The sequence below is a fragment of the Novosphingobium subterraneum genome (assembly GCF_000807925.1).
GTDB lineage: Bacteria > Pseudomonadota > Alphaproteobacteria > Sphingomonadales > Sphingomonadaceae > Novosphingobium > Novosphingobium subterraneum.
The window spans coordinates 337,674-353,456 of record NZ_JRVC01000001.1 but is presented as its reverse complement, the minus strand read 5'-3'; the positions used below and the strand labels follow the sequence as shown (position 1 = coordinate 353,456).

Here is a 15,783-nt window from a genome sequence, read left to right as displayed (position 1 = left end):
GAATAAGGCGCGGTCAAAGTCCACCCCGCCGGATCGTCCGATACACGGTCGGCCGAGAGACCTTGAACAGCTTGCCGAGGTCGCTGATCGAGTATTCGCCGGTGGCGTGCATCTTGAGCAGTTCGCGCTGTTGGAGGTCGGAGAGCTTCGGCGGCTTGCCTCGGAGTTTGCCCTTGTCCCGGGCGATCTTCATGCCCTCGCGGGTTCGCAGCCGGATGAGGTCGCTCTCGAATTCGGCGAAGGTGGCGAGGATGTTGAAGAACATCCGGCCCATGGGATCATTGGGGTCATAAACCTGCTTGCCCAGCGCCAGGCTCACGCCGCGCTTCTCCAGCTCATCGGCGATCGCCCGCGCGTCCGGGACCGATCGGGCGAGGCGATCAAGCTTCGGCACGACCAGCGTCTCGCCGGCGCGGACCGCAGCCAGTGCTTGGGCGAGGCCGGGGCGATCGCGGTTCCGGCCGGTCAGGCCGTGGTCGGTGTAGATGCGGTCTTCGGGCACACCGAGCTCGATCAGCGCGCGGCGCTGAGCAGTGAGGTCCTGCTTGTCGGTTGAGCAGCGGGCATATCCGATGAGGGTGTTGGTCATTTGTAACGGATGAGGCCCCTGTGTGAGAATATAAAGCGTACCACCTTAATGAGAGACCCTGCAAGCCGGATTTGCGGAGGGCAGGGGGGTCTGACCTCTGCTCCCTCAAAAGTGTCCGGTGAGCGATCGCTTTCGGACAAGCATCCGCAAGGCATTTCAATTTTTGCGAGGCGTAGATAAAATAGTAAGCCCCTCTCATTGGGCGCTTTGAAACGGTTGCCGCCTCAAAGCTCTACTGCGACTTTGTCGGCGTTCTGTGTCTCGACTCGCATTTTGCGCGCGAGGGCGCCGATGCGGCATTCATCGGTCTGCACCGCGAGAACGTCGCTTCTTGGTTACAAGAAATGCGACGCATCTCCTCCAAAAGGAGCATCGGGGAAAGTCAGAGCCGCACGAAATCGGTCTCTGGACTCAGCGCCAATCCTTTCAATGGCCTTGTCTGTTGATCTTTGCTCTGACCGGGCTCAAATCGAATTTACGCCGACAACGGGCTTGCGATTGCCCTGATCGCTTTGAGCCCGCTCCCGAACCGCGCAATCTGCTCGCGATGGGCCTCCAATTCGCTGTAGGGCAGATAAGAGATATCGAGGTCCGCCACGCGGCTGAAGGCAGGCCGGGCAATTTGGGCGCGCACATCCTTTTCCCGGTTGCCGGGAGCGACGAGGAACAGTCCCGCCGCAGCGTGGAACTTACTGCCACTGAGCGCCAGATCGAGCATCCGGACGATCCCGGAATAGATTGAGGTCGAGTGCTCGACCTCGAAGGCGGCGGCAACCTGAGCGTTATCCCGTTCAAGCCAGAGCACGTCGATCAATCGGATTGCGTCCGCACCTGGCGCAGTGGCGATTTCATCGGGCAACAAGTCGAGGCAGCCCTTGCCGAGCGGCGCGCCCTCGAACAGGCGGCCCCGGTCATTGGCAGCGATCCAAACGCGATATCCGAGCGCCATGCCGATGTCGCGAAGCCACGCCTGCATTTCGCTGTGGGTCCGTTCGCTCTCGCCCTGGGCGAGTTGCGTCTTGTCGAGCCGGGCCGCTTCCTCGCGGACAACGTCGAGCCTTCGGCTCCAGTCGTCGGCTTCTTCCCCGCCCAAAGGCGGGGCGGGGTAACGGCCGGAGCCGATGTCGAACAGCAGTCCTCCGATTGCCCCGAGGTCGTTCGACAGGAGGTCGCGATATTGGTCGTTGAGATCGAGTATTCCGCTCCGCATCGCCAGGAACTGTTCCCAGCTGCCCAGCTTTACCTTTGCGCCCGTCAGCGCGTTGTAGCCGCTGACGATCGCGGTGTTGAACGGCGCGATCAGCGTTGGATGCAGGAAATAGAGCAGATTGGCGACCGCCGGACCGAGCCCCTTGATCTTGAGTGCGTCGATTTCACGAATTTGGGAGATGACATCTTCCGCCTCATCACAGCAGACGCAATTGTGCAGCAGGCGACCGAAGGCGCGCTGGTTGGTCGGGCTTTCATAGATATCCGGGATGCGCAACTTGGGCTTCCAGAGGAAGGCATGGTCGGCACCTTTGAAGATTTGGCGTTGCTCGGCGATGGAATGGACAACCGTTTCGAGCGACGAGCCGCGATAGGCAACGCCGAACGACCCATTGTCGATCTCGGCCACGACCTGCTGGATGCCGCGCCGGATGGAGCGGAAATTCTTGATCCGTTCGTCCCACAGAAACCAGCTTTGATAGGTCGCACCCGGGTCTTCGCGCCAGCTTTCGATAAGCTTGCGCACAAGCGCGGGTCGGTCAGAGGCGCTCATGCTATAGCCATCAGCTGGCGGGCTGCTTGGGTTTGCGCGAGGAGCTGTGCGTCGAGATGATCCGCCATGCTTGCCCATCCCATTTGAGCACGCTGGTGGCAACGCCAAGACGCTCGATTGCTTCGTCCGATTTGAGGACAATTCGATAGGTATAGGTCTCGGTTGCGACCGCAATGGGTCCTTCGAGCCTGATATCGACTTCGTAGTCGCCGAACGCAAAAGATTTGAACTCCTTGAGTTCGGGCCCGAGGTGATGGTCGCGATAGGCGCCGAAATTGCCTTCGACCTTGCCCGATTCAACCACCACGGCGTCAGGCGCAAACAGCTGGTCGGTGCCAGTAATATCGAGCCGCTCAACCGCAGACTTGTAAGCAGACAAAACCGCTGCGACGCCTTCCTGGCCGTTTTGCTGGGCAACGGCAGAGGTGCCGACAGAAATGCTGGCAATCAGCAAGAGCGCGTTGCCAGCTAGTGAAGTTCTACGCATTGTCTCTCTCCCCTGTTCAGTTTTGGATTGGCGGGTCTCAAGGCTTTCCGCCCGGATGATTGTGTCCGTGCGAGCCATGAAAGAAGTGCATGAGCGGGCAGAGCAACAGGATCGCGTATGGCAATAGCCCGAGCGCGTGTGCCCAATGTTCGCGCAGCAGGTAAAACAGCGCGATCGCGGCGAAAGATGCCGCTGCGAGAATGGCGGGACGGGTGAAACGCATCGGCTAGATCTCCACGTGCTTGAGGCGGAGGGCATTGCCGATGACGCTGACCGAGGACAGCGCCATGGCCGCAGCTGCGATGATCGGCGACAGCAGCAGTCCGAACAGCGGGTAAAGCGCCCCCGCCGCAACGGGAATCCCCGCGACATTGTAGGCGAAGGCGAAGAACAGGTTTTGACGGATATTCGCCATGGTCGCATGGCTCAGGTGCCGGGCGCGGACAATCCCGGTCAGGTCGCCCTTGAGCAGGGTGACGCCCGCGCTTTCGATTGCGACGTCGGTTCCCGAGCCCATCGCGATGCCGACATCGGCGGCGGCAAGCGCAGGGGCGTCGTTCACCCCGTCGCCGGCCATCGCGACGATCTTGCCCTGGTCGCGCAGCCGCTTGACGATGGCGCTTTTCTGGTCCGGCAGCACGTCGGCTTCGACTTCGGCGATACCGAGCCGCCGCGCAATCGCCTCGGCCGTAACGCGGTTGTCGCCGGTCAGCATGATGACATGGATGCCCGCTTCGCCGAGTGCCTTGAGCGCAGCGGGGGTCGTCTCCTTGACCGGATCGGCGATGCCGATCGCCCCTGCGGCCTTGCCGTCGATGGCGAGGAAGATCGCGGTTGCGCCCTCGCTGCGCATCCGGTCGGCGCGCTCCGCGAGCGCACCGGTCGCAATGCCGCTTTCGCCCATGAAGCGGGCATTTCCGGCGACGAGAATGCGGCCATCGACAGTGCCGGTGATGCCCTTGCCGACTGGCTGATCGACACTGCTCGGCTCGCTGATTGCAAAACCTCTAGCTTCTGCTTCCCGCACGATCGCGAGCGCCAGGGGATGTTCGCTACTGCGCTCGAGGCTGGCGGCGAGACGCAGCACTTCGTCTGCGTCGAACCCCTCGGCGGTTTCGATGGCGACTACGGCGGGCTTGCCTTCGGTCAGCGTGCCGGTCTTGTCGACGACAAGCGTATCGACCTTTTCCATCCGTTCGAGGGCTTCCGCGTTCTTGATGAGAATGCCAGCCTGTGCGCCGCGACCGACGCCCACCATGATCGACATCGGTGTGGCAAGCCCGAGTGCGCAGGGGCAGGCGATGATCAGCACCGCGACCGCTGCGATTAGCCCGTAGCCCATCGCCGGGGACGGGCCGATCAGCGACCAGACGATGAACGCGATCGCGGCAATCGCGATCACGACAGGAACGAACCAGCCCGACACCGTATCGGCAAGCCGCTGGATCGGCGCACGGCTGCGCTGGGCGTCGGCTACCATCTGGACGATGCGGGCCAGCATGGTGTCGCGGCCGATCTTCTCGGCGCGCATGACCAGCCCGCCGGTCTGGTTGATCGTCCCGCCGATCAGTTTGGCGGCGGCCTCCTTGGTCACCGGCATGGACTCGCCGGTCACCATCGATTCATCGACCGTGCCGCGGCCTTCGAGCACCACGCCATCGACCGGCACCTTCTCGCCGGGACGGACACGCAAGGTGTCTCCAACCATGACCTCGTCGAGGGAGATTTCCTCGTCGCTACCGTCAGAGCGGATCCGCCGGGCGAGCTTGGGCGAGAGATCGAGGAGCGCACGGATCGCCCCGCTGGTCGTTTCGCGGGCGCGCAGTTCGAGTAGCTGCCCGAGCAAAACCAGAACGGTGATCACCGCCGCCGCCTCGAAATAGACCGCGACCGATCCATCCTCGGCACGGAACGCGGCAGGGAACACGCCGGGGGCAAGCGTGGCCGTCATGCTGTAGGCCCAGGCGACGCCGGTTCCCATCGCGATCAGCGTGAACATGTTGAGATGGCGACTTTTCAACGAAGCCCAGCCACGCTCGAAGAATGGCCAGCCGGCCCACAGGACCACCGGCGTCGCCAACACCATCTGGACCAAATTGGCGATCCCGCCATCGAGCATGTGGCGCAGTCCGGTCAGATGCCCGCCCATTTCAAGCGCGAAGACCGGCAGCGAGAGCACGAGGCCGATGACGAAGCGCCGCTTCATGTCGGCATATTCTGGGGAAGGGCCGTCGTTTTGCGTGGGGGTCATCGGCTCCAGCGCCATGCCGCAGATCGGGCAGCTTCCGGGACCCGGTTGTTGGACCTCCGGATGCATCGGGCAGGTCCAGATCGCGCCTTCGGGTGCTTCGTGCTGCAGCTGCGGTGCTGTTCCACCCGATTGGTGGGTAAACCGCTGGGGGTCGGCGATGAATTTCGTCCGGCAACCCTGGCTGCAAAAATAGAAGGTTTCAGCCTCGTGCGTAGCTGTCGGTGTCGAATCCTCAGGTTCGACAGTCATGCCGCAGACCGGATCGTGAAGCCTCGACGATTCGGTAGTGTGGTGGCGGGAGGCCATGTGTTTGCTCCATGGTTATCCTCCCGCCTCCGGCCCGCAGGCTGGGCGACCCGACGGGCATGCCGAACGGGAAGGAACGGCTAGCTGCTAATCTTGGATACGCGGATCGAACCGTCATCCCTCAAGCTGGCATCGCTTTTCTGGCCACCCGCGGCCCCGAAGTCTTTTTCACCGCACAGGATCGAGATAGATCCAGTCACAGTCTTCACGTGTTGGAGTTCGCGCACCTTCGCGAAGCCCGCCTCGCGCAATAAAGGGATGAGCACGCCGTCGGCATTGGGCTGGGTGTCCGCAATCCCATCGAGCTGCTGGATCGTTGCCCTGAACAGTCTGCGCATGAGCCAAGAGCGCTGCTCGCCATAGTCCGCGATGAAGAGGCGGCCTCCTGGCTGGAGTATGGCATGCACTTCGCGCAGCAGTCGCAGTTTCTCGTCGAGCGGAACCTGATGAAGCACCAGGCACAGCGTCGCCAGACTGGGCACCGGCCAGTCCGCTACCGCCTCTGCCGAGAAGAACGATTGCCTGAATTGGGCATCGATACCGGCTCGTCGCGCTTTTTTGCGGGCGATGTCCAAGGCATGAGGGTCGGGATCGATGCCGAAATAGCGAGTGGCCGGATTCTTGCGTGACACCAGCAGGGCAAGGCTGCCGGTTCCGGCACCGATGTCGAGCAACAGGTCGTGGTCTTCAGGAGCCAAGAATTCGACCAAAGCCTCGCGCCAGACTGCCTCGCGGGTCGATAGCCGGACACCGGCATCGTAAAGCGGCGTCAAAAAGTGATAGCCAGCGGCGGGCGTGTAGGAGCCGCTCCCGGTCATCGGCGTACCCCGCTGCGCTGCGGTGCGGGATCAGTCGCTGCTAATTCCGCAGTGAATGGCTCGACAAGCTGTGCTAGATAGGTCTCGGGATAGTCGGAGCGACCGGCAATACCGAGCGAGCTAGCGCGAATCTGGGCGCTCGATCGGAATTGAGCCGTCCCAAGCATCACATCCCAGATCGTCAGGAACAGACCGAAATTGACATCGCCCTCGGTCTCGGACGCGAGGTGATGGTGGCGATGCACCGGCGCGATCGCCCAGAGCAATGCCAGGGGCCCGACCCGCATGTCGACATTCGAATGTTGCAGCTGTAACTGGATGGCGACCGCGAACGATCCGACAATCGCGACGTCCTGCGGAATTCCCAGTAGCAGCCACGGCAATGTCCCGACGGAAATCTCGATCAGCTGGTGGATCGGGTGTTTAAGCAAGCAGTTGAATCCGTACATTCGGCGCACCGAATGGTGGACCGCATGGAAGCGCCACAGCAGGGGGATCCTGTGACTGGCGTAATGGGTCAGGCTGATCCCGGCATCAAGCAAGATGATCGCCAGCGCTAGCTCGGCCCAGAACGGCAGCAAGGAAGGCCAGAGCGGGGACCAGGGGACGAGGCTGGCAAAGAAGGGAAGCAAGAGCACCAGCACGAGGATCGAGCCTTCGTTGACCAGCGCATGGGCGATGTCGCGGCGGGCGTGGCCATGGCTGCGATTCCAAACCGGCTCGAACGGCGCAACGCGCTCCGATACAAGCGAGGTGACAATCGCCAAAGCGAACAGCGCGATCAGCCAAATGGGCGATCCACCGGACGAAACCAGCACGGCCGCGGCCCCGACAAAGCCGAGAAAATAGACAGGTGCATAGAGAGTTCGGAAGAGAGACATTCGGGCGATCCCATACGGTTCGCTCGGTTCTCTGCGGCAAGCGCAGCGCCGGGTCTTGAACGAATCGCTGGTTCGAACCTTAGCGGACGATCGAAATGTCGAGCTGGGCGAGCCCGAGCGATGGCGTAACCCCGAACCATTCGACCAGCCGCCGGTTGAAATGCGCCTGGTCGGCAAAGCCCCCTGCGGCAGCCGCATCGGCGAGGCTGGCGGAGTGGCGGAGTGCGTCGATCGCATGTTGGAGCTGCAACCATTGCAACAATTTGACAGTCGGAAACCCGAAATCGCGGCTGACGACTTCACGAAGGCGTGCTCGCGACAGCCCCATTGCTTGGGCCAATTCGGCGGCGCTCATCCCTGGTTCGATCCCTGCCAATGCCGATCGCAACCGGCTATCGATCAAACTCACGGGACTGGTTCCCAGGAAACGGGCAATCCACTCTTTGGCTTCGGTCCCGGATCGCACGGCCCGCAGCGCCGCAGTCTGCGTGGGAGGGAGGCGGAATGGCTCGGGCCGTCCGAACAGGTCGCACCGCCCGCCAAACCGCGGATCGACATAGATGGTTCGCACCGCTGATCCGGCGGGGCCGAGGCTATGCAAGGTCCCGGCCGGGATGGCTGCGGCCTCGCCCGCGGCTAGGTGCAAGGAAAGCGTTCCGCCGATTGCGCAGGGAGCATCGAGCGCAAGGCTGACCTGGTGCGCCAAGTGGCGATGCGGCCGGTTGTCGCCCGCACGGACGTCGAGCAATGCCCAGCCGACGCCAAGCACCATTGTCCCCGACCAGGGCGAGCCCCTTCCGCTCAAGGCCCCATCGTGCTGGCGGGCGGCTCAAGCATGCCGAACCACGCCACAAGCGCCAGGATCGCTATCGCCGCCCCCGCTTCCAGCATCAGGCTCTTGCGAAGTGCCGCGACAGCGCTGGACGCATCCCCGTCGTTCAGCCCAAGTGCCAGATCTGGCGTCAGGCGCCAGCGGTTTCGCGCAGCGAGGAGCAGCATCCCGGCAACCAGAACCAGTTTCAGAAAAAGTGCCTGCCCGTATGTGGTGTCAAAAACGCGCAAGATATTCGAAAAGCCGATCAGAACCTGACCGTTGATCAGTCCGGTAACAGCGATTATTCCAACACAGATCGTGCCGACCCGTGAAAAATCTTCGAGAGCGCGATGCCCGACCACCAATTTGCGGCCCGAATGCTGATCGAGCGGGGACCGCAGGAGCAGCAGGAAGGCGGCGATCCCGCCGAGCCAGATCGCAGCGGCGAGCATATGCAGCATATCGCTCAGCTTGTGGATGAGACCCAAGCCGCCCTCGCTTGCTCCAGCATGACCTGTCCAGACGAGCGATGAAAGCGCCACTGCGCCCGCAAGCGCTATGGTGCCAAGCTGCTGCTCATCGGTCCAGCGCCGCGGGAAGGCAGCCATCAAAACAACCGCAAGCGCCGCCATCCGCACCAACCACGCGGTGCCGATCGGCGTTTCAAACAGGATGGATTGGCTGGTTTCCCAGTCGATATCGGTTAACGGCCCGCCCATCATGGCCGCGATCAGTGCAGCCAATCCCAGACCCGACAAGGTAATTGCCGTAACTGACCAGAAAGTGAGCGCCCACCGCAGTGAAAGCACCTGCCCTTCCGGCCTTTCATCGTGCCGCAAGGCGTAGAGCGGAAAGGCGGCGAGCCCGACAAGCAGCATCAGGCTCAGATACAATCCGAGCCTGATGGCAATCATCCCAAAATCAGTGTCCACGTTCTATTTGACCGTGAAGCTGAATTCACTGCCCATACGATGCGTGTCAGCACCAGCGGCCGACCATATGACTTTGTAGGTGCCCGGGCTGAGTGCCTTCTTGGGCATGAGCATCATGGATTTCCCGTCCTTGCCCATCATCGACGTGAAAGCGATTTTCATTGGCGCGTGATCGGACATCCCGGGCATGCCGATCATCAGTAGCTCAGCCTTCATCGTCGAAGCGATTACCCGCTCATTGAACTGCAGGTTTACCGACGTGACATTTGAGACGGTTGCGTTTGCGGCAGGCGCCGAACTGACCAATTTGGCATGGGCGAGAGCGGTATCGGAAAGGGCGGTCAGCGAGAGCACGGCCAACGAGAAGGCAACAAGGGTCTTGCGCATATTCGGTCTCCAAAAAAGTGGTGCCAGTCATGAATACGCATGTCGAGGTCGCACCCCTCAGGACGGAAATTGTTGAGGGGTTTTTCGCGCGAGCGCGTATGGCGCTGCAGAACAATTGTTGGATGAGGGTGTGATGGACGATTTCCTGAAACAGTTGCGGCACCCCCCGCCGGTGGGCCTGTTGGACGGCGTCGACGATAACGTATTGGCAATGCTCTCGGATCGTCGACGCGAGACTGGTGCGTCATACCGCCTCATGGCGTTGGCTGCAGTGGTTTCCCTTGGCTGGGGCGCTTTCGCGGGGGTCACCACGCGTGCCCCGATTGTCGCGGCGCGCCCGCTCTCGCCATTCGCGCCGAGCACCGCTTTGGCCCCTTCAACCTTGCTGGATGCACGCTAACGATGGGCTACCGAAAAATTCTGCTGATCGCCGTGGTCGCCTTCGTTTCGGCGCTGACAGGCGTCTTTATCGGGCGCTTTGTCGCGGATCAGCCGCGAGCAAAAGAGAGCGAGTTGCACGCGCTGCTTCACGACAAGCTCGAGTTGACCCCGCAGCAGCGCTCGAAGGTTGAGGCGATTGAAGCGAAGTTCGCCGTTCGGCGAAAGGCGCTCGAACTTGAAATGCGAGCGTCGAATGTACGGCTCGCTGAAGCCATCGCGGAAGAGCACGGGTACGGACCAAAGGTGACCGCCGCGATCGACCATAACCATGTGGTCATGGGAAAACTGCAGAAGGAGACGCTGGAGCATCTCTTCGCCATGCGCGGGGTGTTGAACCCCGAACAGGCCAAAATGTTCGACAACACTGTGGTCAAAGCCCTGACCGCCGATGCGCAGTGACACTCGATCTTTCGCAATGTGACGACCACGAGCTGTCAAGCCTTGCGGTAGCCGGTCAAGCGCAGGCATTTCGGGAATTGATGCGTCGCCACAAGGATCCGGTTTATCGTTTAATCCGCAACAATGTCGGCGATCCGAACGAGGCGCTCGATTTGCTACAGGAGAGCTTTGTTTCGGCGTTTGGCGCCATCCGCCGCTATGACCCGGATCGGCCGTTTCGGCATTGGATTGCCAGGATCGCGCTCAACAAGTGCCGCGACTGGGCGCGGCGGCGGGCCGTGCGCTCATTCTTCTCGCTGGCCCGCCCGATCGAACGCGATGAGGATTTCGGGAGCGATGCGCCTGGGCCTGCGCGCGAAGCCGAGAGCCGTGCGGAGCTGCTGCGGGTTGAAAGGGAGATTGCCAAATTGCCGCAGCCGCTTCGCGAAGTGCTCATCCTGCGAACTATCGAGGAAGCGAGCCAAGCCGAGACCGCCGCGATCCTGGGGATCAGCGAAAAGGCAGTTGAAACGAGGCTCTATCGAGCGCGAGGTCAACTGAAGGCGCAGTTGGCGGCCGAGCCTGTATCCGGTCGGCCCTAATCACGCACGTCATTAGCAAAGCGTACCACCGCTTGCAGCATTTATGGACAGCCGGTGGGGTTTGGTCGCTCGCGAGCCGTACTTGCATGGCGATGCGGCGGGGCAATTGGCGGAATATTTTCTGATTATGCGTGAGGGATGCATGTGCCCGCCGCGTAAAGCCATGTGTAATCCCCATCGTCGAACCTGGACAAGATATGACCCTCGACAGAAGATCCTTTATCGGCGTCGCTGCCGCCGGTGGCGTAACAGCCGCCCTTGCACCCTGGTTTCCGGCATGGGCGCAGCCCGTCTCGCCGGGGATCACGGAGCCGATTCCAACGGTTTCGGGTAACGACATCAGCTTGCGGATTGCCCGTCAGACCATGCGTGTCGATGGCAAGGTCAGCCGCGCGATCGCGATCAACGGGACTGTCCCGGCACCGTTGATCCGTCTACGCGAAGGCCAGAATGTTCGCCTCTCTGTTACGAACGACCTCGACGAAGACAGCTCGATCCACTGGCACGGTTTGCTGCTCCCGTTCCAGATGGACGGGGTTCCAGGCGTCAGCTTCCCTGGCATCAAGCCGCGCTCAACCTTCGTCTATGAATTCCCTGTCATGCAGTCGGGGACCTACTGGTATCACAGCCACTCGGGTCTTCAGGAGCAGCTTGGACACTACGGACCGATCGTCATCGATCCCAAGGGTGCCGATCCGGTGGCCTATGATCGGGAGCATGTCGTCGTGCTTTCGGATCACAGCCGACTCTCGCCCGAGGCGATTTTTCACAAGCTCAAGGTCAATCCCGGGCACTTCAATATGCAGCGCCAGACGCTCGGAGGTCTGCTGTCGGGCAAGGATCAGCCGCTTAAGGACCGGCTTGATTGGGGCGCGATGCGCATGGATCCCACCGATATCGCCGATGTCAACGGTTCGACTTACACTTTTCTGGTCAACGGCTATGGCCCGAAGGACAATTGGACGGCGCTGTTCCAGCCGGGCGAGCGGGTGCGACTGCGCATCATCAATGCCTCGGCAATGTCGATTTTTAACGTCCGCATCCCGGGGCTTCGCCTGACGATCGTGCAAGCCGATGGGCTCAACGTTCGACCGGTCGAGGTCGACGAGTTTCAGATCGCGGTTGCCGAAACCTATGATGTTATCGTGACGCCGGCCGAAGACCGCGCCTACACGCTGGTCGCCGAAGCCAACGACCGCTCGGGCATGGGCCGCGCAACGTTAGCGCCGCGCCCGGGGATGGTCGCCGCAGTCCCGCCGCTGCGTGAGCGTCCGCTAGCCAATATGAAGGACATGGGCATGGGCGAGATGGACATGTCCGGTGGCTCGATGTCCGGCATGGATCATGCAGCGATGGGCCATGGCTCCGGCGGCTCGATGGACATGCCCGGAGCACCCGCTCCGTCGACAGACTCGATGCCCGGCATGGAGATGTCCAATTCCGATACCATGTCCGGGATGGACCACGGTTCGATGAACATGCGTGATTTCAGTGTGGCACCGCAAGTCGAGAAAAATCCGGGCGTACAGACGATCTCGCCGATGCCTGTGGACCGAATGGGCGAACCGGGCCAGGGATTGGAGAATGTCGAGCACAAAGTGCTCACCTATCACGATCTCGTAGCGCTTGAGCGCAATCCCTATGTCAACGCTCCTGATCGTTCGTTGGACATTCACCTGACCGGCAACATGGAGCGATTCATGTGGTCGTTTGACGGCGTTAAAATGTCGGACTTTCACGAGCCCATTCCGTTCATCGAAGGTGAGCGGGTGCGGATAAACCTCATCAACGATTCAATGATGAGCCACCCGATCCATCTCCATGGGCATTTCTTCGAGCTGGTGACCGGCAAGGGCGCATACTCTCCAAGGAAGCACACCGTGCTGGTGCAGCCAGGCGGTAAGGCAAGTTTCGACTTTACCGCCGATGCCGTCGGTGACTGGGCGTTCCATTGCCATCTGCTCTATCACATGCACGCAGGGATGATGCGCGTTGTCAGCGTGCGTCCGCGGGGGGTAGGCGCATGAGCCGAGCCGAACTGTTGCTCGCCAGCGTGATGTTTTGCGCGGCAGCCGTCCCCGCTTCGGCACAATCGATGCAAAGCATGGATCATGGCTCGATGCCGCCCGCTAGCGAGCCCGCCAAACCCAAGGCGCCTTCTGCAAAGCCAGTCGCTCAGAAGCCGGCGGCGCCTCCTTCGGCAAGCACATGCTCGCCTGAACACGCGGAAATGGGGCACTGCGTTCCCGAACCAACGGGTTCGACGCCATCCACGCCCGACACAATGCCAGCGATGAAGATGGCACCGCCGCCCGCGCCATCCGATGACGGTTGCCTGCCCGAGCACGCAAGGATGGGGCATTGCACTCCGGCTGCCGAAACTCCCAAGCCGTCGGAGACGGCTCCGGGATCCGCAGCCGATGAAATGCCAGGCATTTCTATGGGCACGGCCTCGTCGGTAGCAAGCGGTGTCGATCCGGACTGCCCACCTGAGCATGCAAAGATGGGCCATTGCACGCCAAAGGTCGCTCCTTCATTGCCCCAAGGCGGGTCCGGGACGGCGACCGGCACCGACTTCGCGCCTGGCAACGCGCCCGCCCCCGCGCCGCCTTCGGACTGGTATGCCGACCGGTTTTTCCCGAGTGAAACCATGCGGCGCTCGCGCGACGAGATGATGAAAGAAGCCGGGGGCACGACTTTTCGCTATGTATCCTTCGATCTTGCCGAATACGTCGTCCACAAGGGCAAGGACAGCTATCGTTTCGATGGCGAGGCCTGGTTCGGCGGCGACATCAACCGCTTCGTGTTCAAGTATGAAGGCGAGGGCGAGTTCAGGGGGGCATTGGACGATCTTGAGCTGACCGGCGTCTATTCCCGCGCGATCTCACCCTATTGGAACCTGCAGGCGGGTGTCCGCTACGACGTGACGCCTGATCCGTCGCGCACCTATGCTGTCGTCGCCATTGAAGGTCTGGCACCCAATTGGTTCGAGGTCACGGCGTCGGCATTCTTGTCGGACAAGGGGGAACTGCGCGGCCGGTTCGAGGGATTTTACGATCAGCGCATTACCCAGCGGCTGATCTTGCAGCCCCGGATCGAGGCCAATTTTTCCGCGCAAGCCATTCCCGAGCTTGGGGTCGGAGATGGCCTTTCGAACCTCGAGCTTGGGGTTCGCTTCCGCTACGAAATCAGAAAGGAGTTTGCACCTTATGCAGGCTTTGAGTGGACTAGGCAGTTTGGCGAATCCGCTCGCTTCGTCAGAGCGAACGGAGGAGAAGTCTCTGACCCGCACTTTGTGATGGGCGTGCGGGTCTGGTTCTAGAGGAGTTAGTCTGGAGGAACGGTTCGTAGCGGACCAGCAGATCCATCTTTCCAAGGGTATTTTCTTGAATAAGCTCGCTCCTCTCGCATTAATAGCGGCGGCGTCTGCGCTTGCCGGCTGCGGCGCGACTAAACAGCCCTTTGCGCCCGACCAATCGGCAAATTCGGGACCGGCTTTAGCGGAAGCCCAGGCAGACGTGACGGCAACGGATAGTGGCGCAAGCGGATCACCGGCGGGGCCGGAGGGCGCGCCGCAACGATCCGAAGCAAAACCGGTACCAGAGCCCAGCACCCCGAAACCAAAACCAGCTTCAAGGGCCGGCGCACCAAAACCTCAACAGAGAGCGGAATCCAAGGCTGCAACGCCCGTGCCCACCAAGACCGCACCGCCGCCCGGCGAAGCCGATCCTCATGCGGGCCATGACATGAGCGACATAAGATAAGGCAACAATCGGAACGCCGATGGTGATCGGAGGCGGTCGCAATGGGTGCAAATCGGGGGACCAATGGGAGCGAAGGTAAGGGTTCATGTCGCCGCGAGCCGCATTCACAAATGGTTGGCGCTGGTTATCGGGGCGCAGCTCCTGATCTGGTTTTCGAGCGGTGTGCTGATGAGTTATCTGCCCATCGAGCAAGTGCGCGGCGAACATCTTGTGGACCGCGAGCGCGTTGTCGCGATGCCGAAAGGCGTCGATTTCGTCGCGCCGACCCGCCTGGTCGCGGCGGCCAAGACCCCGGTCGAGTCGGTATCCTTCGCCATGCTCGCCAATCGCCCAGTCGCCCTGGTCGCGACGGCGGAGGGAACCACTCTTTTCGATGCGGTGAGCGGCGCGCCACTACTGCCGGTTGACGCAGCGCTTGCCCTCGCAATTGCACGCGATGCGTGGAAGGCTCCGGTCAAGCCCGATGCCAAAGTTTCTCGCGTCCTTGCCGAAAGCCCCGAATATCGCGGCGCGCTTCCCGCATGGCGCGTGGCCTTTGCCGATCCTGACAGCACCAGCGTTTTCGTCGCGGCGGACTCGGGCAAGTTGACGGCGGTTCGCAACGGGACGTGGCGGCTCTACGATTTCTTCTGGAGCCTCCACATCATGGACTGGAAGAACCACGAGAATTTCAACACTTGGTGGTTGCTGGCCTTTGCGTGCGGCGGCTTGGTGCTCGCTATTGCGGGCGCGATCCTGCTCTTCATGCGCTGGCCGTTTCGCCGGAAAAGGCGGGCGGCATGAAGTTTTTGGCTGTTCTGTTTCTCGCTCTCGGCCTCGCATTACAGACCGGGCCGTTGTGTGCTGATGCGGCACCGCTAGCCGCGGCGACATCGATGGCGATGGATTGCTCGAACGCGCAAGACGGTCATCTTCCGGTGCCCGATGGTCACGCGAAAGATTCTGCCATGGCTTGTCATGCCTGCGCCTCACGCGCGGCCGAGCCGCCGACCGTGCAGCCGGTCGCAGTCTGGAATGATCCGGTGCCCAAAGAGGAGGCAGCAACCTCGATTAAGGGAATTGCCCTCAAACCACCGCATCCGCCGCCGCGAGATCAGGCCATGCCAAATCATTCAACCTGATCACGGAGCAATAGATCATGAAACTCAACTATCTGCTTGGCGCGTTCGCGCTCACCCTGTCGACAGCGGCTTTTGCCGCAGAACCGCCTTCCGCTCCGAAGAAGGAGTGCTGCTGCAAGAAGGACGAACATGGCAAGATGGCCTGTTGTCAGGACAAAGCCGAGGCAGCGTCCGACGATCATGCGGGCCACGCCATGGGCGGCATGGAACACAAGTAGGCAACTCGGTGCTCAGGCGGCTAGCTGCCGCC

At 61.6% G+C, this 15,783-nt stretch carries 18 protein-coding genes; 8 read left to right on the top strand and 10 right to left on the bottom strand.

Annotated features, from left to right (window positions below; all coding sequences use genetic code 11):
• Window positions 1–13 precede the first annotated feature (13 nt).
• From NJ75_RS01705 to copC, 10 genes are all read right to left on the bottom strand, one after another.
• A complete protein-coding gene (locus NJ75_RS01705; protein ID WP_039330781.1) occupies window positions 14–589 on the bottom strand; it encodes a recombinase family protein in 576 nt (191 codons plus the stop codon).
• A 475-nt stretch (window positions 590–1,064) separates the two neighbouring features.
• Window positions 1,065–2,351, bottom strand: coding sequence for a hypothetical protein (locus tag NJ75_RS01700; RefSeq protein ID WP_052241822.1), 1,287 nt, complete (start codon window positions 2,349–2,351; stop codon window positions 1,065–1,067).
• Between the two features lie 10 nt (window positions 2,352–2,361).
• The gene (locus NJ75_RS01695; RefSeq protein WP_039330776.1) at window positions 2,362–2,838 is read right to left on the bottom strand and encodes a YybH family protein; all 477 of its coding nucleotides are present in this window, start codon (window positions 2,836–2,838) and stop codon (window positions 2,362–2,364) included.
• A gap of 37 nt (window positions 2,839–2,875) precedes the next feature.
• The gene (locus tag NJ75_RS01690) at window positions 2,876–3,061 is read right to left on the bottom strand and encodes a DUF2933 domain-containing protein (protein ID WP_039330774.1); all 186 of its coding nucleotides are present in this window, start codon (window positions 3,059–3,061) and stop codon (window positions 2,876–2,878) included.
• Between the two features lie 3 nt (window positions 3,062–3,064).
• The gene (locus NJ75_RS01685) at window positions 3,065–5,395 is read right to left on the bottom strand and encodes a heavy metal translocating P-type ATPase (protein WP_052241820.1); all 2,331 of its coding nucleotides are present in this window, start codon (window positions 5,393–5,395) and stop codon (window positions 3,065–3,067) included.
• A gap of 80 nt (window positions 5,396–5,475) precedes the next feature.
• A complete protein-coding gene (locus tag NJ75_RS01680; RefSeq protein ID WP_067511735.1) occupies window positions 5,476–6,213 on the bottom strand; it encodes a class I SAM-dependent methyltransferase in 738 nt (245 codons plus the stop codon).
• Window positions 6,210–7,094, bottom strand: coding sequence for a sterol desaturase family protein (locus NJ75_RS01675; RefSeq protein WP_039330770.1), 885 nt, complete (start codon window positions 7,092–7,094; stop codon window positions 6,210–6,212). Before NJ75_RS01675 ends, NJ75_RS01680 begins: the two co-directional genes overlap by 4 nt.
• Window positions 7,095–7,173: 79 nt before the next feature.
• Complete coding sequence (locus tag NJ75_RS01670; RefSeq protein WP_137775968.1) at window positions 7,174–7,899, bottom strand: helix-turn-helix domain-containing protein; 726 nt, start codon at window positions 7,897–7,899, stop codon at window positions 7,174–7,176.
• A complete protein-coding gene (gene copD, locus NJ75_RS01665) occupies window positions 7,896–8,822 on the bottom strand; it encodes a copper homeostasis membrane protein CopD (RefSeq protein ID WP_039330768.1) in 927 nt (308 codons plus the stop codon). The genes NJ75_RS01670 and copD overlap by 4 nt, the downstream gene beginning before the upstream one ends.
• A gap of 21 nt (window positions 8,823–8,843) precedes the next feature.
• Window positions 8,844–9,227: a copper homeostasis periplasmic binding protein CopC gene (copC, locus tag NJ75_RS01660; protein ID WP_039330766.1), complete on the bottom strand. Its 384-nt coding sequence runs from the start codon at window positions 9,225–9,227 to the stop codon at window positions 8,844–8,846.
• A gap of 133 nt (window positions 9,228–9,360) precedes the next feature.
• Here copC and NJ75_RS01655 point away from each other — a divergent pair, with 133 nt between their 5' ends.
• The 8 genes from NJ75_RS01655 to NJ75_RS01625 all read left to right on the top strand — a co-directional run bounded on the left by NJ75_RS01655 (window position 9,361) and on the right by NJ75_RS01625 (window position 15,751).
• Window positions 9,361–9,627: a hypothetical protein gene (locus NJ75_RS01655; protein WP_039330765.1), complete on the top strand. Its 267-nt coding sequence runs from the start codon at window positions 9,361–9,363 to the stop codon at window positions 9,625–9,627.
• A gap of 2 nt (window positions 9,628–9,629) precedes the next feature.
• On the top strand, window positions 9,630–10,067 hold the full coding sequence (locus NJ75_RS01650; protein ID WP_039330763.1) for a periplasmic heavy metal sensor: 438 nt from the start codon (window positions 9,630–9,632) through the stop codon (window positions 10,065–10,067).
• Complete coding sequence (locus tag NJ75_RS01645; RefSeq protein WP_039330761.1) at window positions 10,064–10,648, top strand: RNA polymerase sigma factor; 585 nt, start codon at window positions 10,064–10,066, stop codon at window positions 10,646–10,648. The genes NJ75_RS01650 and NJ75_RS01645 overlap by 4 nt, the downstream gene beginning before the upstream one ends.
• A gap of 197 nt (window positions 10,649–10,845) precedes the next feature.
• A complete protein-coding gene (locus NJ75_RS01640) occupies window positions 10,846–12,675 on the top strand; it encodes a copper resistance system multicopper oxidase (protein WP_039330760.1) in 1,830 nt (609 codons plus the stop codon).
• A gap of 398 nt (window positions 12,676–13,073) precedes the next feature.
• Window positions 13,074–13,970 carry a copper resistance protein B gene (locus NJ75_RS01635; protein ID WP_236727031.1) on the top strand — a complete coding sequence of 299 codons (897 nt, stop codon included), beginning with the start codon at window positions 13,074–13,076 and terminating at the stop codon, window positions 13,968–13,970.
• Window positions 13,971–14,475: 505 nt separating this feature from the next.
• Entirely contained in the window at window positions 14,476–15,195 is a 720-nt protein-coding gene (locus NJ75_RS01630; protein WP_039330756.1) for a PepSY domain-containing protein, read from the top strand.
• Window positions 15,192–15,533 (top strand): hypothetical protein, encoded by a 342-nt coding sequence (locus NJ75_RS24220; RefSeq protein WP_137775969.1) that lies wholly within the window; start codon window positions 15,192–15,194, stop codon window positions 15,531–15,533. Before NJ75_RS01630 ends, NJ75_RS24220 begins: the two co-directional genes overlap by 4 nt.
• A gap of 17 nt (window positions 15,534–15,550) precedes the next feature.
• Window positions 15,551–15,751, top strand: coding sequence for a hypothetical protein (locus tag NJ75_RS01625; RefSeq protein ID WP_039330754.1), 201 nt, complete (start codon window positions 15,551–15,553; stop codon window positions 15,749–15,751).
• The last annotated feature ends 32 nt before the right edge of the window (window positions 15,752–15,783 follow it).